This window comes from Clostridium lamae (assembly GCF_033043255.1).
In the GTDB taxonomy this organism is placed as follows: Bacteria; Bacillota; Clostridia; order Clostridiales; family Clostridiaceae; genus Clostridium; species Clostridium lamae.
In genome coordinates this window covers 1-24,766 of the sequence record NZ_JASCQJ010000027.1, presented here as the reverse complement: position 1 = coordinate 24,766, position 24,766 = coordinate 1, and the positions used below count along the sequence as shown (strand labels likewise).

The 24,766-nt window shown below is 27.7% G+C and carries 24 protein-coding genes, 1 tRNA gene and 1 riboswitch; of the genes, 19 read left to right on the top strand and 6 right to left on the bottom strand.

From position 1 onward, the window contains the following. The first annotated feature begins 29 nt into the window (after positions 1–29). The 5 genes from QK892_RS12675 to QK892_RS12655 all read left to right on the top strand — a co-directional run bounded on the left by QK892_RS12675 (position 30) and on the right by QK892_RS12655 (position 5,236). A tRNA-Arg gene (locus tag QK892_RS12675) sits at positions 30–106 on the top strand. 213 nt (positions 107–319) lie between these two features. Next, positions 320–1,726 carry an NAD(P)/FAD-dependent oxidoreductase gene (locus tag QK892_RS12670; protein ID WP_317273905.1) on the top strand — a complete coding sequence of 469 codons (1,407 nt, stop codon included), beginning with the start codon at positions 320–322 and terminating at the stop codon, positions 1,724–1,726. Positions 1,727–1,884: 158 nt separating this feature from the next. Beyond that, positions 1,885–3,033, top strand: coding sequence for a Card1-like endonuclease domain-containing protein (locus QK892_RS12665; protein WP_317273904.1), 1,149 nt, complete (start codon positions 1,885–1,887; stop codon positions 3,031–3,033). Positions 3,034–3,119: 86 nt separating this feature from the next. Next, positions 3,120–4,484: a 6-phospho-beta-glucosidase gene (locus QK892_RS12660; protein WP_317273903.1), complete on the top strand. Its 1,365-nt coding sequence runs from the start codon at positions 3,120–3,122 to the stop codon at positions 4,482–4,484. Between the two features lie 173 nt (positions 4,485–4,657). Beyond that, positions 4,658–5,236 (top strand): DJ-1/PfpI family protein, encoded by a 579-nt coding sequence (locus tag QK892_RS12655; protein WP_317273902.1) that lies wholly within the window; start codon positions 4,658–4,660, stop codon positions 5,234–5,236. A gap of 72 nt (positions 5,237–5,308) precedes the next feature. Here QK892_RS12655 and QK892_RS12650 read toward each other — a convergent pair whose 3' ends face one another. Then, a complete protein-coding gene (locus tag QK892_RS12650; RefSeq protein ID WP_317273901.1) occupies positions 5,309–6,109 on the bottom strand; it encodes a MurR/RpiR family transcriptional regulator in 801 nt (266 codons plus the stop codon). A gap of 26 nt (positions 6,110–6,135) precedes the next feature. After that, complete coding sequence (locus QK892_RS12645; RefSeq protein WP_317273900.1) at positions 6,136–7,023, bottom strand: phosphatidylserine decarboxylase; 888 nt, start codon at positions 7,021–7,023, stop codon at positions 6,136–6,138. Between the two features lie 277 nt (positions 7,024–7,300). Between QK892_RS12645 and QK892_RS12640 the strand changes: the two genes are divergently transcribed. Further along, complete coding sequence (locus QK892_RS12640) at positions 7,301–9,025, top strand: ferredoxin hydrogenase (RefSeq protein WP_317273899.1); 1,725 nt, start codon at positions 7,301–7,303, stop codon at positions 9,023–9,025. An 82-nt stretch (positions 9,026–9,107) separates the two neighbouring features. Here QK892_RS12640 and QK892_RS12635 read toward each other — a convergent pair whose 3' ends face one another. After that, positions 9,108–9,650, bottom strand: coding sequence for a hypothetical protein (locus QK892_RS12635; protein ID WP_317273898.1), 543 nt, complete (start codon positions 9,648–9,650; stop codon positions 9,108–9,110). A 6-nt stretch (positions 9,651–9,656) separates the two neighbouring features. Beyond that, on the bottom strand, positions 9,657–10,058 hold the full coding sequence (locus QK892_RS12630) for a DUF4430 domain-containing protein (protein WP_317273897.1): 402 nt from the start codon (positions 10,056–10,058) through the stop codon (positions 9,657–9,659). Between the two features lie 199 nt (positions 10,059–10,257). After that, positions 10,258–10,459, bottom strand: a riboswitch (cobalamin riboswitch). A gap of 355 nt (positions 10,460–10,814) precedes the next feature. Here QK892_RS12630 and QK892_RS12625 point away from each other — a divergent pair. The 4 genes from QK892_RS12625 (at position 10,815) to QK892_RS12610 (ending at position 14,537) form a co-directional block, all read left to right on the top strand. Then, a complete protein-coding gene (locus tag QK892_RS12625; protein ID WP_317273896.1) occupies positions 10,815–11,597 on the top strand; it encodes a flagellar motor protein in 783 nt (260 codons plus the stop codon). Between the two features lies 1 nt (position 11,598). Further along, a complete protein-coding gene (locus QK892_RS12620; RefSeq protein WP_317273895.1) occupies positions 11,599–12,333 on the top strand; it encodes a flagellar motor protein MotB in 735 nt (244 codons plus the stop codon). Between the two features lie 177 nt (positions 12,334–12,510). Continuing rightward, positions 12,511–13,317 carry a Cof-type HAD-IIB family hydrolase gene (locus QK892_RS12615; protein ID WP_317273894.1) on the top strand — a complete coding sequence of 269 codons (807 nt, stop codon included), beginning with the start codon at positions 12,511–12,513 and terminating at the stop codon, positions 13,315–13,317. Between the two features lie 305 nt (positions 13,318–13,622). Then, positions 13,623–14,537 carry a TraB/GumN family protein gene (locus QK892_RS12610; RefSeq protein ID WP_317273893.1) on the top strand — a complete coding sequence of 305 codons (915 nt, stop codon included), beginning with the start codon at positions 13,623–13,625 and terminating at the stop codon, positions 14,535–14,537. A gap of 167 nt (positions 14,538–14,704) precedes the next feature. Here QK892_RS12610 and QK892_RS12605 read toward each other — a convergent pair whose 3' ends face one another. Then, positions 14,705–16,315, bottom strand: coding sequence for an ABC-F family ATP-binding cassette domain-containing protein (locus tag QK892_RS12605; protein ID WP_317273920.1), 1,611 nt, complete (start codon positions 16,313–16,315; stop codon positions 14,705–14,707). A 231-nt stretch (positions 16,316–16,546) separates the two neighbouring features. Here QK892_RS12605 and QK892_RS12600 point away from each other — a divergent pair, with 231 nt between their 5' ends. Genes QK892_RS12600 through QK892_RS12590 form a run of 3 tightly spaced genes read left to right on the top strand, consistent with a single transcriptional unit; the run spans position 16,547 to position 18,530 of the window. Continuing rightward, positions 16,547–16,912 carry a GntR family transcriptional regulator gene (locus tag QK892_RS12600; RefSeq protein ID WP_317273892.1) on the top strand — a complete coding sequence of 122 codons (366 nt, stop codon included), beginning with the start codon at positions 16,547–16,549 and terminating at the stop codon, positions 16,910–16,912. Further along, a complete protein-coding gene (locus QK892_RS12595; protein ID WP_317273891.1) occupies positions 16,912–17,787 on the top strand; it encodes an ABC transporter ATP-binding protein in 876 nt (291 codons plus the stop codon). The genes QK892_RS12600 and QK892_RS12595 overlap by 1 nt, the downstream gene beginning before the upstream one ends. After that, positions 17,787–18,530, top strand: a complete 744-nt coding sequence (locus tag QK892_RS12590) for a hypothetical protein (protein WP_317273890.1) — start codon at positions 17,787–17,789, stop codon at positions 18,528–18,530. The genes QK892_RS12595 and QK892_RS12590 overlap by 1 nt, the downstream gene beginning before the upstream one ends. Before the next feature lie 139 nt (positions 18,531–18,669). On the opposite strand, the gene trhA is transcribed toward QK892_RS12590, so the two are convergent. After that, positions 18,670–19,317 carry a PAQR family membrane homeostasis protein TrhA gene (trhA, locus tag QK892_RS12585; protein ID WP_317273889.1) on the bottom strand — a complete coding sequence of 216 codons (648 nt, stop codon included), beginning with the start codon at positions 19,315–19,317 and terminating at the stop codon, positions 18,670–18,672. A 210-nt stretch (positions 19,318–19,527) separates the two neighbouring features. On the opposite strand from trhA, the gene QK892_RS12580 reads away from it, so the two are divergent. From QK892_RS12580 to QK892_RS12555, 6 genes are all read left to right on the top strand, one after another. Continuing rightward, on the top strand, positions 19,528–20,109 hold the full coding sequence (locus tag QK892_RS12580) for a DUF1836 domain-containing protein (protein WP_317273888.1): 582 nt from the start codon (positions 19,528–19,530) through the stop codon (positions 20,107–20,109). A gap of 11 nt (positions 20,110–20,120) precedes the next feature. Continuing rightward, positions 20,121–21,824, top strand: a complete 1,704-nt coding sequence (locus QK892_RS12575) for an ABC-ATPase domain-containing protein (RefSeq protein WP_317273887.1) — start codon at positions 20,121–20,123, stop codon at positions 21,822–21,824. A 107-nt stretch (positions 21,825–21,931) separates the two neighbouring features. Then, positions 21,932–22,714, top strand: coding sequence for an accessory Sec system protein Asp2 (locus tag QK892_RS12570; RefSeq protein WP_317273886.1), 783 nt, complete (start codon positions 21,932–21,934; stop codon positions 22,712–22,714). A 101-nt stretch (positions 22,715–22,815) separates the two neighbouring features. Continuing rightward, positions 22,816–23,172 carry a hypothetical protein gene (locus QK892_RS12565; RefSeq protein WP_317273885.1) on the top strand — a complete coding sequence of 119 codons (357 nt, stop codon included), beginning with the start codon at positions 22,816–22,818 and terminating at the stop codon, positions 23,170–23,172. 154 nt (positions 23,173–23,326) lie between these two features. Then, positions 23,327–24,085, top strand: coding sequence for a hypothetical protein (locus tag QK892_RS12560; RefSeq protein WP_317273884.1), 759 nt, complete (start codon positions 23,327–23,329; stop codon positions 24,083–24,085). A gap of 22 nt (positions 24,086–24,107) precedes the next feature. Then, positions 24,108–24,638, top strand: coding sequence for a sigma-70 family RNA polymerase sigma factor (locus tag QK892_RS12555; RefSeq protein WP_317273883.1), 531 nt, complete (start codon positions 24,108–24,110; stop codon positions 24,636–24,638). Positions 24,639–24,766: the final 128 nt, after the last annotated feature.

Genomic DNA, 24,766 nt, shown 5'->3' with positions numbered 1-24,766 from the left:
ATAAGATAATTAATGTCAAAAAACTATATGCGGTGGTAGCTCAGTTGGATAGAGTAGCTGGCTACGAACCAGTTGGTCGGGGGTTCGAATCCTCTCCGCCGTACCATAAAAGTCTTGTAAATTACGAATTTACAAGGCTTTTTTTATTTTCAATATTAATTATTATGCATATATATATTTAAGGACTAGCACTTTTTATTTATTTAAATCATTTAATTTATCTAGTGGACATAAATATTAAAATAAATATTGATATTACCTTAAAAATACGTATAATATTATATGGATTAACAAAATTGTTCGTAAGAGGGGATATTAAATGAATAATATTTACGATATCATTATAGTTGGGGCTGGGCCAAGTGGCATATTTACCGCCTACGAGCTTTCAAAAATAAGTCCGGAAAAGAAAATATTAATCGTTGAAAAAGGAAAATCAGTACATAAGAGAAACTGTCCAATACCTGTTTTAAATAAGTGCGTTAAATGTAAGCCTTATTGCAATATAACTACAGGATTCGCTGGAGCAGGTGCTTTTTCGGATGCAAAACTATCTTTATATGATAAAGATTCGGAGGAAGTATTAGTTGGTGGTAATTTACCTGATGTAATTGGTCATAAAGAGACAAAGAATTTAATTGATTATTGTGATAAGATTTACCTAGATTTTGGTGGAGAAAAGAATATAGCAGGTGTTGAGCATAAGGATGAAATTAAGAAAATTAAAGACAAGGCTAGGAAAAAGGATATTAATTTAGTAGATATTCCAATTAGACATCTTGGTACAGAAAAGTCCAGAGAATTATATGGAAAGCTTGAAGATTATTTATTATCAAAAGGCGTTGATATAACATTTGGAAATATGGTTAAAGATTTAATTATCGAAAATGGAGAAGCTAAAGGTATAGTAACTGAAGAAGGAATATATTTAGCTGATAAAATAGTAGTTGCAGTAGGAAGAAATGGAGCAGATTTCTTATCAGAATTATGCGATAAACATAATATTAAAAAAGAAGTTGGAATAGTGGATATCGGAGTAAGATTTGAGATGAAATCTGAAGGGGATATTAAAAAGGTAAATGAATTAATGTATGAAGGAAAGTTTATTTCAAATGTCAAACCGTTTAAAGATAAGGTTAGAACTTTCTGTCAGAACCCTGATGGCTTTGTAGCTGCTGAAGTTTATGATAATGGAGTTTCATTAGCAAATGGACATGCTTATAAAGAAAAGAAGAGTATAAACACAAATTTTGCAATATTATCTTCTCATAGGTTTACAGAGCCATTTAATAAACCAATAGAATATGCAAACAAAGTAGCCGAAATTACAAATCTATTATCTAATGGAGATGTTGTTGTACAAAGATTCGGAGATATATTAAAAGGTAAAAGAACTTGGCAAGATGAATTAGATAATAATTCAGTAGAGGCAACATTGAAGACAGCTATGCCGGGAGATGTTACTCTAGGGATTCCATATAGAACTATGACTAATATAATTAACTTTATACTAGAAATGGATAAAGTGGTGAAAGGATTTGCTAATCCAGATAATCTACTTTATGGTCCTGAGATTAAGTTTTATTCAAATGCAGTAAAGCTTAATAAAAGATTAGAAACTAGTATAAAAAATCTTTATGCTATTGGAGACGGTGCTGGTCTTACTAGAGGGCTAATGATGGCATCATGTTCAGGAGTGTACTTAGCAAGAAATATATATAAATAGTTAAATAATGAAAAGCTTAGGGACGGATAAAAACGTCTCTTTTTTTATAGATAAACAAAGCGTATATTAAGAAAGTTATTCATATTACTTTTAGTTAGGATAAATTTATGTCCCTTTGGACAAATTAAAAATATATTTATTTAAAAAGGAAAGAGTGTATGGATATAGATATTTTAATAAATCAAGTTGATAGGCATAATGAATTTAATATACTTGCAACAAGAAAATTCAATCCTAAAAAAGTTATATTTATATATAGAAAAGAAGATGAAATATTTTTGAAATCATTAAAAAAATACTATAATACTTATCTTACAAATATAAGTTTTCAAGAGTATCTAGTTAAAGAAGGAGATATAAGAGAATTAAATAGAATAATATCTGAAAATAAAAATAAATCTATCTTAGTAAATTTAACAGGTGGGAGTAGAATTAACGCTTTAGAAATGTTTAATATATGCAAGGATAATCTTATAAAATCTACTTATATAGATATAAAAAATAAATATTTATATATATTTGATAATAAGGTAGAGATAATAAAAGAGGAATTCGAAGATTTAGATTTAGATAAATTAATAAAAGCTAGTGGTGGAGAAGTAATAGATGACTCAACTCAATTAGCTAACAAGAAGGATTTAATTTTATTAACTAAATCAATTTATAAGAATTTAGAACTATGGCATATGTATAAACAGAAGTTATATGATGCTAATATTTTTATTCATTATGCAGAAGATCCTAAAGTCATAAAAATAAATTTAGAACTATTAAGTAGAGAGGAAAAGTCTCTTCTAAATAAGATTCTTATATATTTAAAAGGAGTAGGGGGAATAGAGTATAGTAATGAAATAGATAAGCAAATAAAGGTTAATTTTAAAAATGAGTATTTAAAGTCCTTTATATTTAAGAGTGGAACTTGGCTTGAAGTTGCAACAAATAATATAATTAATGAAATTAAAGAGATAGATGAAGTAAAAAGTGGAGTCATGTTCTTATGGAATGATAAAAGTAAGGTAGTAAGAAATGAATTAGACGTAATTGCAGTGAAGGATTCTGTTGCCATTTGTATTTCATGTAAAGATAGCGATAAGTATAATGAAAATGCATTAAATGAATTAGATGTATATAGTAATAAGATAGGAGGGAAAAATGTATATAAAATCTTAGTTGCTACAAAGGAGCCAGTTAAATTAGCTGTTAAAGATAGAGCTAAGGAGATGGGAATAAATATTATAATTTTTGATGGAAATGAAGAAAAGTTTAAAAAACGAATAAAAGAAGTCATTTCTAAAGGTGAGGATTAGATTTTCAAATTTTGAAATTGTTTACTTTAAAATCTAAGTATAATAAGGGTATGAGAAGAAATATTTAAATGATGGGGGTTAATATTATGGAAAAGAAACCTATAAAGATAGTTACAATAGGTGGAGGATCAAGCTATACACCTGAGTTAGTAGAAGGATTAATTAAAAGATATGATGAAATGCCAGTAAGTGATTATTGGCTAGTAGACATAGAAGAAGGAAAAGAAAAGTTAGAAATAGTTGGAGCATTAGCTAGGAGAATGGTTGAAAAAGCTGGAGTTCCAATGAATATTCATTTGACTTTAGATAGAAGAGAAGCCTTAAAAGATGCTGATTTTGTTACTACTCAATTAAGAGTTGGTTTATTAAAAGCAAGATGTAAAGATGAAAGAATTCCTTTAAGCCATGGATTCTTAGGACAAGAAACTAATGGTGCAGGAGGATTGTTTAAAGCTTTAAGAACAGTACCAGTAATATTAGATATAGCAAAGGATATTCAAGAATTATGTCCAAATGCTTGGTTAATTAACTTTACAAATCCTGCTGGGATAGTAACAGAAGCATTATTAAGATATGGAGTTCATAAGAAAGTAATTGGAGTATGTAATGTTCCTATCGGATTACAATTCTCATTTGCAGATATATTAGGTGTAGATAGAGATAAGATAACTATAGATTTTGCTGGATTAAATCATATGGTTTTTGCTGAAAGAGTCTATAATGATGGAAAAGATGTTACAGATGAAGTTATCAAGATATTAACATCACCTGATACAAAGAGTCAAACAATGGCAAATATTAAAGATTTAGGCTGGGATGTTGCTACATTTAAGGCTTTTGGGGTAATACCATGTCCATATCATAGATATTATTATAAGACTAAAGATATGCTTAATGATGAATTAGAAGCATTTAAGACGGGCAAGACTAGAGCAGAAGTAGTTATGGAGCTTGAAGAAAAGTTATTTGAAATGTATAAGGATGTTAATTTAAAAGACAAGCCTGAAGAATTATCAAGACGTGGTGGAGCATACTATTCAGATGTAGCATGTAACGTAATTAATGGGATTTATAATGATAAAAACACTGTAATAGCAGTAAATACAAGAAATAATGGAACATTAAAGCAATTCGAAGATGAATCTGCTATTGAAGTAAGTTGTTATTTAGGAAAGAATGGACCAGTTCCAGTAGAAACTGTTACTGACTTACCAGTATTTGCTCAAGGTTTGGTTGGACAAATTAAAGCATTTGAAAGATTAGCAGCTGAAGCAGCTTATACAGGAGATTATAATACCGCACTTTTAGCAATGGTAACAAATCCATTAGTTGCTGATGATGTAAGAGGAAGAAAGCTTTTAAATGAAATGTTAGTTGCTCACAAAGATTACTTACCACAATTTAAGGATGTAATAGAAAAGATTGAAAAAGTAGAAAGAGCAGAATTTTAATATAATGACGGTTATTTTATAGGAGCGTTTTGACACGCTCCTTTATTATTTATTTTATATTGAAAAACTCATTTCATTGTACACAAATATAAAAGTTAATTAAATTAAGTGGTATAATTATATTATAATATATCGCCAGAATATATGTAATAAAAGAGAAATGAGGGTGTAAAATGGGTAAGGTATTGATTTTTATTTTTGATGGAATGACAGATTATGAAACAACTTTAATTAGTCATTTGCTATGTGCAGATGCAGGAAAAGAAATTATTCCAATTTCATATGATGATGAGATAGTTAAGGGAAGATCAGGTTTTCTGTATAAACCTAAAAAAATAATTGATGATATTTTAGATGATGATATTGAAGGGTTAATAATATCTGGTGGTTGGTTTAAAAATATTAAATCTGAATTTATAGAATTAATTAAAAAATTGAATTCAGAAGGAAAATTGATAGGTGGAATTTGTGGAGCAGGAACACTAGCTTTAGCTAAATCAGGGGTATTAAATGATGTAAAATATACAACTCCTATAGTTGAATGGAACGAAGAATATGTTCTTAGATATGGGGAGGAAGACCCTTTTCCAAGAGAGAATTTTATATTAGAAAGAGTTGTAAGGGACAAAAATATCATAACTGCACAAGGAGCGGCATTTATAGACTTTGCTGTTGAAATATGCGATTGGTTCAGCTTATTCGAAAGTGAAGAGGATAAAAATAATTTCATTAATATTATTAAAGGAATATAAAAAGGAAAAGTATTAAATATAATAATTTTATATAGAATTATTATGTTTAGTACTTTTCATATTTAATCTAATTTAATTTTTATACATACTTCCATATCTCGAATATATATACTCTATAAGATAACTCAAATCATATCTATGATTTTGTATATATTCATTTGAGGTATTCTTATGTGGAAGGTAAATTATATAATCACTTCTTTTTTGATAATGTGGATTTTCCTTTTCAGTAATAACTACTACTGTTGCAGGACTAGCCTCTATCTTTTTCCATAATCTTTCATGATAAAAAACAAATTGGGATGATGGTGAAATTAATATTGCTAATGAGTTTTCATCTAACTCACTAGCCATTCTCTCTTGTTCTTGTACATCATTTGCATTATAAACTATCTTTGACAGATTAACTAGTTTTCTTTGAAGATCTTGAGCCATTAATTGTGAAAATTGAGTACCAAATATACACACATTATTGCTACTATAAATTAATTCTACAACTCTATCAATTACCTTTAAATCAATAAATGATTTAAAGGTTTCAATTTCATTTATTATTTCAAGTGACATATTATTTAACATATCTTCTCTTGATATTTCATAGCTTATTGACTTTGGCTTCATAAGACCTTCATTATAACTATCGATATATATTTTTATATTTTCCTTGAATTCAATAAATGTAGAATAACCAAGCTTATGACAAAATCTTGTTATAGCAGCAGGAGATGTATAGCAAAGCTCAGATAATTTATTAATGGACATATTAGGAATTATGCGAACATTTCTAAGCATGGTAAGAGCTATATTATAATTTATATCATTTTCTTTACTACTATTTAAAAATAATAAAAGTCTATATATTAAGTCCCCCATAAATTTCAACTCCTTAATCAATATATTTAGTATTTATTTCCTATTGATTCCCCCATTAAAACCATAGTTTCGTATCCTAGGTTTGTTTGTTTTATTATATCTTCATCAATCTTAATTGTATTTTTCTTAAAGAAAAGTATGGTAGTAGAACCACCAAATTTAAAGTATCCCTTTTCGGCCCCTTTACTAACTCTTTTATCTGCAGAATAAGTTTGAATTATAGTACCAACACAAGTAGCACCAACTTCAATATGAAGTATGTCTCCAAAATTTTCTGATTTAAATACACTCCACTCTCTTTTATTTTGACAATAAAGTTTTGGTATTCTCTCAAGAGCAACAGGATTTACAGAATAATAATTACCTTTTATAAAATGATTCTCTAAAGGAATCCCATTATCTACAAAATGAAATCTATGATAATCAGTTGGACAAAGTCTTAAAACTAAACAAGTACCCCCTTCATAATCTTTAGCTAAATCATTATCTTCAATTAATTCAGATAAACTATAATGTATGCCTTTAACTTGAATTAATTTATTAATAGAAATGTTCTCGTAAGCAAATAATCTACCATCACCAGGAGAAATAAGTACGTTATTATCTATATTTATTGGTCTAGCTTCTTCTTTTAAGGACCTCACAAAGAAGTCATTAAAATTTTTAAAATCATCTATAGTATTGGTGCTAATATCCATATCTATATTAAAATCATCTATAAATTTTGAGATTTTTTTCTTACTAAAAGGGGTATCACAATATGTACCATATAGTTTAGAGAATAATTTTTTCTTCAATATCAGTTCAGTAAAGTTTTTACCAACAGGAGATTCGTAAGACCATTTAATATAATTACCTCCAGCTACCTTTTCAACTTCATAGTTTTTAGTTTTTCTGTTATATACACGTATCATAAGTTACCTCGCATTAATGCATTTTATAGTATTATATTACCATAAAAATATAAATAAAAATCCTATAGTAGATAAAATTCCTTCACTTATTTTGACCTGCAAAACAAATACTTGGTAAATACAGAAAGATATGGATAATTTATATTAAAAGATAATATATTTTATTTATGGAATTAATTAAGAGATAGTAATTATTCGAAAAAAGGAGTATAATATATCGCGTTAATATTATGACAATCTAAAAGCTTCATAAAAATGAATATAGGGGGAATTTTCGATGAAAAATATTACTATTAATGGAAGAAGTGTTGAAGTAAATAATGATAATAATTTAATTAAGGTAGCAAAAGAATATGGAATAGATATTCCTTCTTTATGTTTTCTTGAAGATTGTGGTAGTGTTGGGCAGTGTGGAGTATGTTTAGTAGAGATAGAAGGACAAGAGGATTTGGTAAAGGCTTGCTCTTTAATTCCAGAAGATGGAATGGTTATTAATACTAATACTGAAAGAGTTCAAGAAGCTGTAAAGACTAGAGTTGCATCTTTATTGGATAAGCATGAGTTTAAATGTGGACCTTGTAAAAGAAGAGAAAATTGTGAGTTTTTAAAGCTTGTTATTAAAACAAGAGCTAAAGCTACAAAACCTTTTGTCGTTGCAGATAAATCAGAATATGTTGACGATAGAAGTAAATCAATTGTTATAGATAGAACTAAGTGCGTAACTTGTGGTAGATGTGTTGCAGCATGTAAAACTAAAACTGGAACAGAATCTATAAAATTTATTGAAGTTAATGGTGAAAATATAATTGGACCAGAAAATTTAAAATGCTTTGATGAAACTAATTGTTTATTATGTGGCCAATGTGTAGCAGCTTGCCCAGTAGATGCATTATCGGAAAAATCTCATATGGATAGAGTTAAAGATGCGTTAGAAAATGAAGAAAAGCATGTTATAGTTGCAATGGCACCATCAGTAAGAACTGCAATGGGTGAATTATTTAAGATGGGATATGGCGTAGATGTAACTGGAAAGATATATACTGCTTTAAGACAATTAGGATTTGATAAAATATTTGATATAAACTTTGGAGCAGATATGACAATAATGGAAGAGGCAACAGAATTAGTTCATAGAATTAAAGCTGGTGGTCCATTCCCAATGTTTACATCTTGTTGTCCAGCTTGGGTAAGACAAGTAGAAAATTATTATCCAAACCTTTTAGGAAATTTATCAACAGCTAAGTCACCACAACAAATATTTGGAGCGGCTAGCAAAACTTATTATCCAACAACTGTAGATATAGATCCAAAGAATGTATTTACAGTAACTATAATGCCTTGTACTGCTAAGAAATATGAAGCAGATAGACCAGAAATGGAAAATGAGGGATTAAGAAACATAGATGCAGTAATAACAACTAGAGAATTAGCTAAAATGATAAAAGATGCAAAGATTGACTTTGCTAAGCTTGAAGATAGTGAAGCAGATCCAGCAATGGGTGAATACACAGGAGCAGGAGCTATATTTGGAGCAACTGGTGGAGTTATGGAAGCAGCTTTAAGAAGTGCAAAAGATTTTGTTGAAGGAAAAGATTTAGAAAATATTGAGTATGAGCAAGTAAGAGGCCTTGCAGGCATTAAGGAAGCCACTGTAGAAATCGGTGGAGAAAACTATAATGTAGCAGTAATAAATGGCTCAGCGAGCTTATTTGATTTTATTAATAGTGGTAAAATGGATGAAAAACAATATCACCTCATTGAAGTGATGGCGTGTCCAGGTGGATGTGTAAATGGTGGAGGTCAACCTCACGTTAATGCTTTAGATAGATTAAACATGGATATTAGAAGCGTTAGAGCATCAGTATTATATAATCAAGATAAGAACTTAAAGAAGAGAAAATCTCATGAAAATGTTGCATTAAATAAGATGTATGATACTTATATGGGTAAGCCAGGGCATGGGAAGGCTCACGAATTACTTCATATTAGCTATAATAAATAATCTTATTTTAAAAGTAAAAGGAGATGCTTTGTAGCATCTCCTTTTTATATGTTAGAAACATAAAATGAATTAATTTTATTATTTAATTATTCATATATAGATATTTAGTCTTATTCATTACACTTGTAATTGGATGGTATAAGACAAGCATAATAATAAAATTACTAATGCCATGTACTATATCCCAAGGGATTCCAGCAATCCACCAAGAGAATGCAGTTCTCAAACCAGTTGCTAGATTAGCATCTATTGTACCTATAAATACGTATGGAATGGAACAAAAAAGCCCATACAGCAGTCCATATAATCCTGAAAGAATACTAAATGATACTGCTGAGTTCATTTTTCTTAATAACGTACTAATAAGTGCTAGTGATGGCCATGTATAAAGATACATAATCCACCAAAGTCCAAAACCATACATGGATCCTTCGATAATTATAAAAATCGGTATTACAAAAAATACTCGCTTTCCTAAATATATGGAAAAGATAATAATCCAGAATGTAGTAAGCTCAACATTTGGGATTCCAGAAAGAGCAATTTTACAAACTTCTATAACTGCAACCATCATTCCAATTAAGGAAATATCCTTGGCAGTAAGTTTTATGGCTTGCCTATTCATTACAAATTATTGCTTTGTATAGACGATTTGAAAATTATCGCCATCTTCTACAGGTTGCTCATCAACACCATAGTTAGAGTAGTTACCATTTACAAGGAAGCTCCAATATGCACCATCTATATTATAATCAGCTCTTTCTCCATTTACGGTATCTATCATAATTCCATATTGACCTTCAGTACCAGAAAAATCTAATCCATCTGCTTCTTCCATAGCTTGACGTAAATATTCTGCATCTGTCTTAAGTTCATATTTTGTTGATTCTTTAGATTTATTAATGACTTCAATTACAATTGATTTGCTTCCTTCTACTGGCTTTTCGCTAAATTTAAAATAAATAAAGCTAAGTGAAGCAATTAATATTAATAGTAATCCTATTCCTAGTATTTTTTTCTTGTTAGTTTTCATTGTTTCTCCTTTCAATACTGTAATATCCACAACTCCATCCATAGTTGCATATAAGTGTAGAAGATTGTGGATTTAGCAATATTGAAAAAAGAATATATCAATAAAAAAAGACCTTTACTAGTATGTAAAAGGCCATTGAGACATAGAAATATTCTTGAAATCAATAATGTTTCTTATGTTTCAACCAATTACTCGTGGCTCCACAATATCATTACAGGCAGGTCTTCTGACTTAGTAATCAACACCTTATTTCGTCTTCCCAGTTATTAACTAGTGACTTTCACAATAGCGGAAATAAGATTCCTACATCACAGCGACGAGTTCATGCAGGAATTGCACCTGCTTCCCTTTTCACCAGAGCAGACAATTGTCCCTCTGACACCTATAATGTTCTATTCACTTTGTCTTGTATTATATCATTATTTATAAGGAGAATCAATAAACATATATAGTAGCAATTAGATAAAGAGAAGTAAGATTTAAAACATATTTATAACTCATAAAATTACCTTATTATGATAAATTAGATTATTAAATTTATATCATAAGGATAGTATAATTACAGAAAATACCATGGTAATGTTTTTATGTAAAACTTTATCTAATTTTAGTACAAATCTAAGATACAGAGGAATAATTTGAATAAACGAAAGAAATATCAAATATAGGAATAAATAAATTAAAATAACGAAATTGAAAGAATTATGTAAATTATATAATATAAATTACATAAACATTTTAATTGGATGGTGTATTATGGATATTACAATTATTATTAGCATTATATTTTCTTTTGTATGTATAATTTTAGGATTTACATTAGAGGGAGGAGCATTAGGAGCATTATTGCAACTTACAGCAGCTATAATAGTATTTGGAGGAACTATTGGAGCCGTTGGAATTTCTACTCAAGGAAAGGTGTTAAAGAGATTCCCTAAGATATTTGCAGTAGCTTTTAAGAAAAGAGAAAACAATATTATAGATAATATTATTTTTTTCAAGAATTTAGCTACGAAGACAAGAAAAGATGGTCTTCTTAGTATGGAATCAGATTTAAATGATTCTGCAATAGATCCTTTTATTAAGAAAGGATTACAGATGATTGTGGATGGAATCAGTCCAGAAGTAGTAAAAAGTTCATTAGAAACAAAATTAGAGCAGATTTCAGAGAGACATCATCAAGGAATAGCGATATTTGAGGCAGCAGGTGGATATGCACCTACTATGGGAATTATAGGAACAGTTATGGGATTAGTTCAAGTTTTAGGAAGCTTAGATGATCCAGATGAGTTAGGACATAAAATTGCAGTTGCATTTATAGCAACACTTTATGGTATAGCAACAGCTAACTTAATATGGTTACCAATAGCAAATAAATTAAAGGCTTTAAATGATGAAGAAATTATAGAAAAAGAAATGTACATAGAAGCTGTACTACTTATTCAAGAAGGAATCAGTCCAAACTCTATAATAAGCAAATTAGAAGGATATTTAACGGAAAGTGAAATAGAAAAACTGCATTTAGGCGAGGAAGTATAGAATGAAGAAGAGAAAAGAAAAACCAGAAAATAACGAGAGATGGCTTCTTACATATTCTGATCTTATAACATTACTTATGGTATTTTTTGTTGTTTTATATTCTGCATCAAATGTAAATCAAAAGAAGTATGAAAAGTTGGCTAATTCTATGTCAAATGCTTTTACAGGAGGAACAGGAATAAATAATCAAGAAGTTGGACAACCTTTAGGTGAATCTAGTGGTGATGGTGAATTATCCCCTTTAGTTCAAAGTGAAGAAGAAAAGCTACAAGGGATAGAAGGGCAAGTTGATGATATGATAAAGGATTTAGACCTACAGGATAGTGTATCCACATCCATAGAAGAAAGAGGATTAGTGATAAGTTTTAATGATAGTATTTTCTTTGATAGTGCAAAAGCAGATATAAAAATAGATATGAGATCTAAATTAAGTTCATTAGCGATTATTTTAAATAAAATTGATAATTATGTTAGAGTAGAAGGGCATACGGACAATATTCCAATAAAGAATGAAGACTTTAGTTCAAATTGGAAACTATCATCGATAAGAGCATCAAACGTAGTAGAATTCTTAATAGAGAAAGGAAGTGTATCACCTGATAGGTTATCAGCAGTTGGATATGGGGAATATAGACCTATATCAGATAACAATACTGATGAAGGAAAAGCAAAAAATAGAAGAGTAGATATACTTATATTAAATAATAAGTATGATAATATAGAAAATAATAACTAAATAGATACTTAAAAACATTAATATACTTTAATTATATAAAAATATAAAAAAATTACATGACAACATAATGTGCAAATTAAATGTTTATTAAATATATGGTAATTTTATATATTGAAAAAATTCTGACAAGAAATGTGATATAATCTTTTAGAAGTATTCGTGGGGGAGTGTGATTTAATGAAGTATTTAGCTTGTGATTTAGACGGAACTTTATTAAGGGAAGATCAAACTATAAGTAGGGAGAACTTAGAAGCAATAATATGGTTTAAGAAAGAGGGAAATAAGTTTGTAATTTCAACAGGAAGAAATGTTGATTCTATATATGATTTGTTTAGAGATTATCCTGAAATAGAATATGACTACATAGTAGCTTGTAATGGATCTATAGTATTAGATAATAATAAAGAAGTAATTTTAAATAAATACATAAGAAATGATATAGCAGAAAAAATAATTAAGGATTTTATAGATAGAGAAGATGTTTGTATTAATTTTGTATCAGATGGGCAACATTATTTGATTGAAACTAAGAGTTTAGAGCATGCAAGTTGTTTATCACAAGATATAAGTGATATGCTAGTACGTTTTAAAGATAGAATTTCAATAAATGAGTTATTTTCAACTAGAAGAATGTATTCATTCATAAGTATTTTTTCACTAAATAAAGATGTAGAATTAGCAGAAGATATAAAAAATTTATTAGTTAAAATATATGGACAAGACCTTGAGGCTTTTAGAAATCAGTTCTTTGTAGATATATCACCAAAAGATTGTTCAAAGGGAAATGGATTAAAAAGTATACTTGAATTAAATGACATCAAAGAAGAAAATCTTTATGCTATAGGAGATTCATTTAATGATGTATCTATGTTTGAATTAACTAAAAATAGTTTTACCTTTCATCATGTAGAAGAAGATTTAAAGAGAATTGCCAATAAACATGTTTCTACTGTTGGAGAGTGTATAGACAATATTATGAGTTAATACTTATAATAAAAGTATTGATAAATAAGCAATAAAATATAAAATTTTATAAATTGAATAGTTCGAATAATTATGTCGTCGGATATATTATTTGTATAAAAAGCATTAGAAGTTTATACCGTTAGGCCTTAGAGTATAAACAATCTAGTGCTTTTTTATTAATAGATACTATGTTAAATATAAAGAAAGATGAAGTTAAAATAGATAATAATAATTGCATTATAAATTCCCCTTTGTTTATGTAAAAAAAATGGAATATAATAAGTGTGTTAAATGAATATTTTACTTATAAGGGGATGGGGGAAATGATAAAAAGATTTAAGTTAAGTACTAGCCTAATTTTAGTTTTTATGGTTTTGGTGACATTAGTGGGATGTGAACCAAAGGCGGCTCAAGATACTAGACCAGTAGCAAAGGGATTTATTTGGGAGGCAACAAGTGTCGATGGGAATAGTGTGACTTTAGTTGGAACCATGCATCCAGCACCAAATACTCATATATTACTAAATGATAAATTAAAAGAAATATTAAATAGTGCAGATATTTTAACTGTAGAGGTAGATACAACGGTAGCTAGTAGTATAACTAAACTTCAAAAAAGTATGAATTTAGAAGATGGAGATACTATAGAAAAATATTTATCTACAGATGAAATTAATAAGTTGAAAAAAATAATAAACTCTAATAACCAAAATATTAATTCAATAAAAAAATTAAATGCATATGGATTAAATCAAGTGATATTAGCTAATCAGTTAAAAGAAACTGGATTTGCAGGTAGTTCGACAGATTTATTATTAATGAATCAAGCCAAAATAAATAAAATAGAAATAGATGAGATAGAAGGAATAGATTTTCAAATAAATTTACTAAATGATATTTATAGTTGGAATTCTTTGAAAGAATATATAAATAAATATAATGATGAATTAAAAGATAAAGAAATAGATAGGATAAATAAACTTTTTCATAATTATGTAAATAGTGACGTTGAAAATGCAGAAAAATTAGAAGCAAAGTTGAGAGAAGAAACTGATGAAGAAATTTATAATTTATTAAATATAGAAAGAAATAAAGGAATGGCTAATAAAATAGATGAATTAATAAAAGATGGAAAAAAAAGAGTTGTAGCAGTAGGCTACAGACATTATATGGGTGAAGATAGTGTTTTAGATTTCTTAGAGGAAAAAGGATACACTATAAAGAAAATAGAAATATGATAGTTTAAGACTAATAACCAATAAGAATAGTTATATAAAATATAAAAAAGTCAGCTCTGCTGACTTTTCACATACAGTATTAATTTATAAAAATAGAAAAAATATCATAGTTATGGCGACTTGGAACGAAGTGACGGAGCAAATAACTATGATATTTTTCTATTGACTTACTTAGTTTTTCCTGAGAATTCTAGATATTCGTCGTATGCCATAGTTCTATCAACTATTGAACCATCTTCTTTAATATCAATTATTCTATTTGCTATAGTTTGAATGAATTGATGGTCATGAGAAGCAAATAAAACTACACTCTTATAATCTTTTAAACCATTATTAACAGCAGTTATAGATTCAAGATCTAAGTGGTTAGTAGGTTGATCTAATACTAATACATTAGCATTTGTAAGCATCATTCTAGATAACATACATCTAACCTTTTCTCCTCCTGATAATACGCTAGCTTTCTTTAATGCTTCTTCTCCAGAGAATAACATTCTTCCAAGGAATCCTCTTAAGTAAGATTCAGATTGTTCTTCAACTGATTTTCCAGCATATTGTCTAAGCCAGTCAACTAAGTTTAAATCACAGCCTTCAAAGAACTCATTATTATCTTTAGGGAAGTAAGAATTAGTTATTGTTATTCCCCACTTATATTCTCCACTATCTGGTTCCATTTCACCATTGATTATCTTGAATAAAGTTGTTATGGCAATTTCATTGTCCCCAATGAAAGCAATTTTATCATCTTTATTAACTCTGAAGCTAACATTATCTAAAACCTTAACTCCATCAATTGTTTTAGTTAATCCTTCAACAGTTAAAATTTCATTACCAACTTCTCTTTCAGGTTTAAATCCAACGAAAGGATATTTTCTACTTGATGGTTGAATATCATCTAAAGTAATCTTGTCTAATAATTTCTTACGAGAAGTTGCTTGTTTAGATTTAGAAGCATTAGCACTAAATCTTGCAATAAATTCTTGTAATTCCTTGATTTTTTCTTCTTTCTTCTTGTTTTGATCCTTAGACATTTGAAGAGCTAATTGGCTTGACTCATACCAGAAGTCATAGTTACCAACGTATAACTTAATTTTACCAAAGTCAACATCAGCCATAACAGTACATACTGTATTTAAGAAGTGTCTGTCATGGGATACAACTATTACAGTTCCTTCAAATCTTAAAAGGAAGTCTTCTAACCAGTTAATTGATTGGATATCTAAGTGGTTAGTAGGCTCATCTAGAATTAGTATTCCAGGATTTCCGAATAAAGCTTGTGCTAAAAGAACTTTAACTTTTTCAGAACCAGTTAATTCAGACATCTTCTTATAGTGTATGTCAGTTCCGATACCTAAACCTTGAAGTAAAGAAGATGCATCTGACTCTGCTTCCCAACCGTTCATATCAGCAAATTCACCTTCTAATTCAGAAGCTCTTATACCATCTTCATCAGAAAAGTCTGCCTTTGCATATAAAGCATCCTTTTCTTCCATTATTTCATATAATCTTTTATTTCCCATAATTACTGTTTGTAAAACTTCATACTCATCATAAGCAAAATGATCTTGTTTTAAAACAGACATTCTTGTATTAGGGGCTATGCTTACATCACCTGTATTAGGTTCTATTTCCCCAGATAATATTTTCAAGAAAGTACTTTTACCAGCACCATTAGCACCGATAACACCATAACAGTTACCAGGAGTGAATTTTATATTTACATCTTCGAATAGCTTACGTCCACCAAATCTTAAACTTACGTTTGATACAGTTATCACTAAAAACATACCTCATTTCTAATTTTATTCATTTCGTTATTATATCATAAAGTAAATATATTTTCATTTAAAGGTAGAATAATATTTAGAAAATTTAATGGAAAATGAGTAAATTATTTATTTTTAAAATATTGACAAAATAAACCAATAGGTATATAGTTAATTACATAAGTAATGAACCAAATAACAAAAATGACATATATTATAGTATAAAGTTAAAAGGAGGTAGCTATGAATTTAGATTTTTCTAGTGAAATACCTATATACATTCAAATAGCACAATCAATAGAAGATGGTATATTAAATGGAATTTTCAAAGAAGATGAAGCGATACCATCAACAACAGAAATATCAATAAAATTTAAGATTAATCCAGCAACTGTGGCAAAGGGCTTTAATATATTAGTAGACGAAGGAATTATATATAAAAGAAGAGGTGTTGGTATGTTTGTTTCGGAGGGAAGTAAGGAAGTATTAATACAAAAGAGAAAAGATAATTTTTATTCTAACTATGTAGTTTCATTAATTGAAGAAGCAAAGAAGCTTAATATATCTATTGATGATATTGTAAATATGATTAAAAGGGGGAATAGATAATGGCATTGATAAAGATATCAAATTTATCTAAAGAATATGGAAAGCATAGGGTTTTAGATAATGTTTCGCTAACTATAGAAGAAAATAAGATATACGGTTTATTAGGAAGAAATGGGGCAGGAAAAACAACACTTTTAAATCTTATAACTAATAGAATCTTCTCAAGTGAAGGCAGTGTAATAATAGATAATGAAGATGTAGTAGAAAATAGTAATGCCTTAGGAAAAGTATATTTTATGACAGAACAAGATTTATATCCTGAAGGAATGAAAATAAAGGATTTATTTAAATGGACAAAAGAGTTTTATAGTAATTTTAATATGGATTATGCTTTAAGCTTAAGCAATAAATTTGGACTTAATATTAATAAGAAGTTTAAAGAATTATCTACTGGATATTCATCAATTTGTAAGATTATTATAACTTTATCATCAGGAGCAGAAGTATTGCTTTTTGATGAACCTGTTTTAGGGTTAGATGCTAATCATAGGGATATGTTCTATAAGGAATTAGTAGCAAATTATATTGATGAACCTAAAACTATAGTTTTATCAACCCATATTATAGAAGAAGTTTCAGAGATATTAGAAAAAGTAATAATAATTAAAAATGGTAAGGTATTAGGTGATGATGAAGTTGAAAAATTATTAGGGGAAGCTTACTTAGTATCAGGAGCTTCAGAAAATGTTGAAAAATATATAGAAGGTAAGAAATGTATTAATATAGATTCTATGGCAGGTTTTAAAGCTGCAACAATTATTGGAAAAGTAAGTGATGAAGATAAAGTACAAATAAGAGAGTTAGGATTGGAAACATCAAAGGTAGAACTACAAAAATTATTTATCCATTTAACTGGAGAGGAGGAAGTTAAATAATGAAAATAAAATCTATAATAAAATATAATATTAATAGTTTAAAAAATTCAATAGCAATCTATTATGCAATTTTCATTACTGTATGCGTAGCTTCAGTGATACTTTCAAGAACTGGTAATGTATCTTCTTCAGGAATAGAGCTATCATCAGTAATATTTATATTTGTGGCAGGATTAAATTTATTTAAGGAAAACTTTTATTTTATGAAGAGTAATAATGTTTCTAGAAAAGATTTCATATATGGAACAGCATTATCTATGATTCCAGTTGCCGTAGGTATGTCTATTATAGATATAATTATTAATCGTATCTATAATATTTTTATGAAATGTCCAACTCTTTATGATATGGCTTATGCTAATATTGGTAAAGGTCACTTTGATAATTCTGTTAATTGGGTACAAAGTAATAGTATAGAAACTTTACTTAGTAGTATTGCTTTCCAAGGAGCATTATGTATATTTGCAATTTCTTTAGGATTCTTAATAACTATAATTTATTATAGATGCAATAAACTTATGAAAGTAGTAGTATCTATTTTGCCGGTTATATTATTCAACTTAGGAGGTATAGTGGATGTATTCTATCCTGATTTAACTGCAAATATATATAAGTTTATAGCAATTATATTTGGAATTAATACTGGAAATGTATATGCAGCTATATTAACATTTATAGTACTATTTATTATATTTATAGGATTAGCAAGATTTTTAACTAGAAAAGCAATAATTAAGCAGTAATTAAGTAATTATAATAAAAATAATGATAGCTATAATAATTATAGCTATCATTATTTATTTATATTAAATTTTCTTTTAGTTACGCTACAAAATATACATTTAATTTAAATAATATAAGTATATTAATATTAAGAAATTTCTATAATAAGAATAAGAATACACAAATAAAGTGACATAAACTTCCTAATAAAATAAATATATGAAATATTTCATGAAAACCAAATTTTCCTAGTTGAAGTCTTTTAGGTTTAAGGCCATATATAACTCCACCTACTGTGTAAAATATGCCACCTAAAACTAATAAAAATAAACTAACAGGACTTAATACTTGTGATAAAGGTTTAATCATAAATATAGCTGCCCATCCTAAACCTATATAAAGAGCTGTTTGTAACCATCTTGGACAGTTGAACCAAAGCATTCTAAATAAAATACCAGCTATAGCAATTGAAGCTATAATTGAAAAGAATACAGCGCCTTTTGAACCTCCAAGTGCTATTAAGCTAAATGGAGCATAAGAGCCAGCTATTAATATAAATATCATAGAGTGATCTAATTTTCTTAATCTAAAAATAATTTTATCACTTGTTATAACTCCATGATAAGTTGCAGATACACTATATAAAAGAATTAAGCTAATACCAAATACTATTACAGAAACAATTGCCACAGCAGATGCATTACTAGTTATTCCTTTTACTAACATTGCAATTAATGCAAAAAGTGAAAGAATCGCACCGACTAAATGAGTTAGACTATTAATAGGTTCTCTTAAATATTTTCCCAAATTAAACACCTCTTTACACATAGTTTCAAAAACTACCTATTGTTATTTATATATTAATAAAATATACTTTGAAAGTCAAAGTTGTATAAGCTCTGAATTCCCATAAAAATATATTAAACTTATTAATTTTCTTGAATTATCTACTGATTACTAGTATATTTAAATATAGGTGTATTAATAAGTAGTTTAAAAAACTACATGGAGGACGTTATGGATAAAAACGAATTAATGGATAAATTCAAGGAGCTAAATTTACAAAGTCAATTGACTTTAGAGGAGATGCCAGAACTAGATTTATATATGGATCAAGTTACTCAGCTTTTTGATAGTAAATTTAATGATAGTAAAAGAACAGAAGAAGATAAAGCACTAACAAAGACTATGGTAAATAATTATGCTAAGGGAAAATTACTAATGTCTATAAAGAATAAGAAATATAGCAAAGAGCATTTAATACTTATGAGCCTTATTTATAACTTAAAGGGAGGACTATCAATTAGTGATATAAAAAGCTCACTAAGCAAAATAGTGAAAACTTTTGAAGGTGGCGAAAAATATCCAATAAGAGAGCTATATAGCTTATATTTAGAACAATATAATGAAGACTTTAGAGATGTAGAAAAAACTATATATGAAAAAACTGATAATATAGAAAGTATGATGGTAAATGAAAATATAGAGGACAAAGAATTTCAAAAGAACTTTTTACTACTCAGCTCCTTTATTAATATGAGTAATATGTACAGAAGAATGGGAGAAAAGTTGATAGACGAATATTTTAATAAACTATAAGAGGTACTGCTATGAAGAATTCTATAATATTAAAAAATGAACTTCAAAGAATAGATGGAAAAGGATATAAGGCGTATAAGGATTTACAAGGACAATACGAATTTAAAGGTTACTTATTAAGTATTGATCATGTGCAAGGAGACCCATTTGCTTCGCCTTCAAGATTAAGAGTCATTATAAATAAAAGTAAGGCTAAGTTTCCAGAAGAGTTAATAAATGAAGATTATAAAAAGGTTGCAGTTTCTGATTTTTTAACTAGATTGTTTTATCTTAATATAAATAAGTATAGCGAGAAAATATTTGGGTCAGGAAAAAGTGGATTAATTTCTATAAGCAGATGCCCACAGGAAATATTAGAAAGAACCTCAATAGTTATTAATGAAGATAATATAGAAGCTAGATTTTACGTTGGATTTCCTGCTAAAGGAAGAACAGTCTTAGCTAAAGAACTAGAAAAAATTCTATACAATGTTATACCGAGTATAGTAGAAAATACATTAATATATGAAAATATTAATAAGTCTAAAATTATAGATAGAGTTAAGTTAGTTCAAGATCAAGAATATATTAGAAGTGAACTTAAAAATAGAGGATTAATATCTTTTATAGCAAATGGTTCAATCTTGCCGAGAGAAAGTGGAGTATCACAAAAGCCATTAAAAAGTGCTATACCTTTTAAATCCCCTGCTTCATTAGAAGTAGAAATGAATCTTCCGAATAAGGGATTAATTAAAGGTATGGGAATTAAAAATGGGGTAACCTTAATAGTTGGTGGTGGATATCACGGAAAATCAACTCTTTTAAATGCCTTAGAGCTTGGAGTTTATAATCATATTGAAGGTGACGGAAGGGAATATGTAATTACTGATAATAGTGCAGTTAAGGTAAGAGCTGAAGATGGAAGAAGTATTAAAAATACAGATATATCATTATTTATAGATAATCTTCCAAATGGTAAAGATACAATAAAATTCACTACAGAAAATGCCAGTGGGAGTACATCACAAGCAGCAAATATAGTGGAAGCAATTGAAGCTAATTCTAAAGTATTACTTATAGATGAAGATACATCAGCTACTAACTTTATGATTAGAGATGATTTGATGCAAAGATTAGTTTCTAAAGAAAAAGAGCCGATAACGCCATTTATTGAAATAGTAAAGCCATTATATAATCAAAAGGATATCTCAACAATATTAGTTATAGGTAGTTCAGGAGATTATTTTGATGTAGCAGATACTGTTATACAAATGGATAATTATGAAGCAAAGGATGTCACAAGGGAAGCAAAAGCTCTTATGCGTGGAGAAATAAATAAGAGAATTGAAGAAAAAAATATTAAAGTAAATATAAACTTTAATAGAAAGCTTCAAAAGGGAACTATAGAGAGTACTTATAAGGGTGTAAAAATTAAGACTATGGGCTTAAGTAATATAAGTATAAATAATGAAAATATTGATTTAAGATCTGTAGAGCAGATAGTGGATAATGAACAATTAAACTCTATTGGATATATTATGAAGTGGATAGAAGATAATATGATGAATCAAAATTTATCTTTAGAAGAGGCAGTGAACAAAGCTTACAATGAAATTAAAAGAAATGGTTTGATCTCCATAGATAATATAAAAGGTGGATCAGGAAGTTTAGCTTTACCTAGAAAGCAAGAAATTATGGCATCTTACAATAGATTTAGAAAATTAAGGGTAATGTAATAATATTTTACAATTATTTGATATAATATAATTAATAACTAATTAAACAATGTTTATTTAAAAAACATTGTTTTTATTTTTTATTAATTTATTTGAGGGGTAAAGAGATGAATATACTAAGTAAGGTAAATAAAGGAGTAGATTTATTAAAAACTAAATACTTAATGAATTTTAAACAAAAAACATATTTAGGGAATAAGTATGAAATTAAATATTTATTAGAAAGAAATATTAAATCTAAAGAATTAATAATAGTCTTTTCAGCATGTACAAAAATAGGTCAAAAAGCTAGGTATAAGTATATAAGGACTATTGATGAATTTAAGTGTAACAAGCTATTTATATTAGATGATTTTGGATTTGATGGAAGAGGAGCTTATTATTTAGGTAAAGATAAAGACTTTATGATTGAAGAAGATGTAAGAGCTTTAATAAATAAAATATCAGATGAAATAAGGCCAGAAAAAGAAATTTATATTGGGTCCAGTAAGGGTGGATATTCTGCCTTGTATTTTGGATTAGAAAGAAAAAACAATTTTATAATTGTAGGGGCACCACAGTATAATCTTGGAGACTATTTAAATATTCCTAATCATAGAAATATACTAGAGTATATTATGGGGGATTGCAGCGATGATTCAATAGATAAGCTTAATAATTTAATGAAGGATAAAGTATATTTAAATAAGAACAATAATAACTCTGTACATATTCATTATTCAACAGAAGAAGAAACATATATGTCAGATATAAGGCCTTTATTAGAAGAAATGAAAAATATTAATATGAAAGCCTATTGTGATAAGAAGAATTATAATAGTCATGCCGAGCTAACATTATTTTTTCCACAGTATATTCAGAGTTGTTTAAAGGAGATATTAGATATCTAAAATAAAAATATTGAATGTAAATTTATTGAAGAACAATAAATATGGTGATATAATCAGTTTTTATATGGAAATAAATTACTTATATATTAGGGGGAGTAAATATGGTGGAAATAAAACCTTTGGATGATGTAATGTTACATTTTCAATGGGTGTTTGTTGCTTATATAGTCTTATTTATTATAGTGTGTATAAATTTTTATAAAGCAATAAATATTAGAAATAAGTTGATTAATAATAATGCTATTAGAAAAGTAATTCAGACTTCAGACTTAATAGTAGATATTTTATGTGGAATAGCAATGTATGCAGGACTTATGTTTCAAGGAGTGCTTGCAGATAATAATGCACTAAATTGGACTTTTTGGAATGATATATTAATAGGAATTTCAATTGTAAGTTTAATCATTTTTATATTAAATATAATAGTAGTTGTTAAGAAAAAAGAAAGTGATTATTAGTAAAGATATTAATAAATATATTTCTAAAATAGATAAGGAACGTAGATAGATTTGTATTTAAATAAATTTATCTACGTTTTTATTTTTAAATGTCCAAAATTTAACATGTAAATTCGTATATAGTATGAAAGATAAAAATAAAGGAGTATTTAATATGAATGATAGGGAAGTGTTTAAAGAACTAAATGGAATTAATTATAAGGATGAAGAAGTTAAAGAGTATATTGACTTTGCTAATATTGATGATAAGAAGCTTAGTAGTATAACAAATGATATAAGAACAAATTTAGCAAAAGAAAAACTTAGTGAAGCTTTTATTCATGTTAAGGAAAAGATTTTAGAAAGAGATGAAGTAATAGAGAAGATAATAAAAGGTACTGATCCAGATATGCTTAATGTAGCTACTGGCGTAAATTTAATGATAAATACACCTTTTATTACTGGTGATGGATATTCTTTTAATGTATTAATGTTTTGTACAAATAAAAGAATTATATTAGTTAATGCAAATTACTATAATAGAATGCAGGGAGTAAAAATATATAATAAAGAAGAAATAAAAGAAATGATTGTTGGAGCAGATGTTAAGAAAAAGTATAGATTTAAATTTCAATTAGATTATAAGAGAAGTAAGATAGGTTCAATAGGAAACGTATTGTTCTTACTTTTTATGGCATATTTACTATCAACAGTATTATCAATGTTTGCATATATGTTAGCAAATAAATCAGAATTAATAAAGAGCATTGTTTATTTTATTTCAATGATACCTATTGCATACTTCTTTCTTACTAGAAGAAGGCTTGAATCAGAACTTCTTATAGAATTTAGCAATGGTAAATTTAAGGATTTATTAATAAGAAATACAGATTGTGATGAGATACAAGAGTATTTATCTAATAAATATAAATAATATTCTATAGGGGGAGATCATTTTGGAGGATAATGAAATACTTTTAGACTTAATTAATGGATATGAATTCGCATTGGACAATTTATCAAGAGCTTATGGAAAATTAATTTATGGAGTAATAAATAAGATACTTTGTAATTACTCGGAGATAAATGATATAGATGAATGCTTTAATGATGTTTTAATAGCTATTTGGAGGAATATAGATTGTTATGATAGTACAAAAGGAAGTTTAAGAAATTTTTTAATTTCAGTAGCTAAGTATAAAGCTATTGATTATAAAAGAAAGATAAATAAAAGGGCAATAACTTTAGAACTGAAGGAAGAAATTATAGATACTGAAGTAAATGAAAATATAGAAGTAGATAATAAGGATTTTTATATTTTATTAAATAATTTAAAAGAAGAAGATAAAACTATATTTATTAGAAAGTATTTATTTGAAGAGTCAGTAGAAAAGATTGCAGTGGAATTAGGATTAAGCAAAGATGTAATTTATAAGAGAATAAGCAGAGGGAAAGAAAAAATCAGGAATGATATAATGAAAAAATAAGGGATAAAATAATAAAATAATTTAGGTTAAAGAAAAAGCCTTATAGATAGATAAACTGTACCCTTTGTCAAGGACAGTTAAAAAAAGAGTAGGCCTAATATAAAAGATGATTTCTGTATTGAACAGGA

Excerpts from the sequence above, each read along its gene's own strand:
- QK892_RS12670 (WP_317273905.1), top strand. The coding sequence starts at position 320 with ATGAATAATATTTACGATATCATTATAGTTGGGGCTGGGCCAAGTGGC.
- QK892_RS12665 (WP_317273904.1), top strand. The coding sequence starts at position 1,885 with ATGGATATAGATATTTTAATAAATCAAGTTGATAGGCATAATGAATTT.
- QK892_RS12660 (WP_317273903.1), top strand. The coding sequence starts at position 3,120 with ATGGAAAAGAAACCTATAAAGATAGTTACAATAGGTGGAGGATCAAGC.
- QK892_RS12655 (WP_317273902.1), top strand. The coding sequence starts at position 4,658 with ATGGGTAAGGTATTGATTTTTATTTTTGATGGAATGACAGATTATGAA.
- QK892_RS12650 (WP_317273901.1), bottom strand. The coding sequence starts at position 6,109 with ATGGGGGACTTAATATATAGACTTTTATTATTTTTAAATAGTAGTAAA.
- QK892_RS12645 (WP_317273900.1), bottom strand. The coding sequence starts at position 7,023 with ATGATACGTGTATATAACAGAAAAACTAAAAACTATGAAGTTGAAAAG.
- QK892_RS12640 (WP_317273899.1), top strand. The coding sequence starts at position 7,301 with ATGAAAAATATTACTATTAATGGAAGAAGTGTTGAAGTAAATAATGAT.
- QK892_RS12635 (WP_317273898.1), bottom strand. The coding sequence starts at position 9,650 with ATGAATAGGCAAGCCATAAAACTTACTGCCAAGGATATTTCCTTAATT.
- QK892_RS12630 (WP_317273897.1), bottom strand. The coding sequence starts at position 10,058 with ATGAAAACTAACAAGAAAAAAATACTAGGAATAGGATTACTATTAATA.
- QK892_RS12625 (WP_317273896.1), top strand. The coding sequence starts at position 10,815 with ATGGATATTACAATTATTATTAGCATTATATTTTCTTTTGTATGTATA.
- QK892_RS12620 (WP_317273895.1), top strand. The coding sequence starts at position 11,599 with ATGAAGAAGAGAAAAGAAAAACCAGAAAATAACGAGAGATGGCTTCTT.
- QK892_RS12615 (WP_317273894.1), top strand. The coding sequence starts at position 12,511 with ATGAAGTATTTAGCTTGTGATTTAGACGGAACTTTATTAAGGGAAGAT.
- QK892_RS12610 (WP_317273893.1), top strand. The coding sequence starts at position 13,623 with ATGATAAAAAGATTTAAGTTAAGTACTAGCCTAATTTTAGTTTTTATG.
- QK892_RS12600 (WP_317273892.1), top strand. The coding sequence starts at position 16,547 with ATGAATTTAGATTTTTCTAGTGAAATACCTATATACATTCAAATAGCA.
- QK892_RS12595 (WP_317273891.1), top strand. The coding sequence starts at position 16,912 with ATGGCATTGATAAAGATATCAAATTTATCTAAAGAATATGGAAAGCAT.
- QK892_RS12590 (WP_317273890.1), top strand. The coding sequence starts at position 17,787 with ATGAAAATAAAATCTATAATAAAATATAATATTAATAGTTTAAAAAAT.
- QK892_RS12580 (WP_317273888.1), top strand. The coding sequence starts at position 19,528 with ATGGATAAAAACGAATTAATGGATAAATTCAAGGAGCTAAATTTACAA.
- QK892_RS12575 (WP_317273887.1), top strand. The coding sequence starts at position 20,121 with ATGAAGAATTCTATAATATTAAAAAATGAACTTCAAAGAATAGATGGA.
- QK892_RS12570 (WP_317273886.1), top strand. The coding sequence starts at position 21,932 with ATGAATATACTAAGTAAGGTAAATAAAGGAGTAGATTTATTAAAAACT.
- QK892_RS12565 (WP_317273885.1), top strand. The coding sequence starts at position 22,816 with ATGGTGGAAATAAAACCTTTGGATGATGTAATGTTACATTTTCAATGG.
- QK892_RS12560 (WP_317273884.1), top strand. The coding sequence starts at position 23,327 with ATGAATGATAGGGAAGTGTTTAAAGAACTAAATGGAATTAATTATAAG.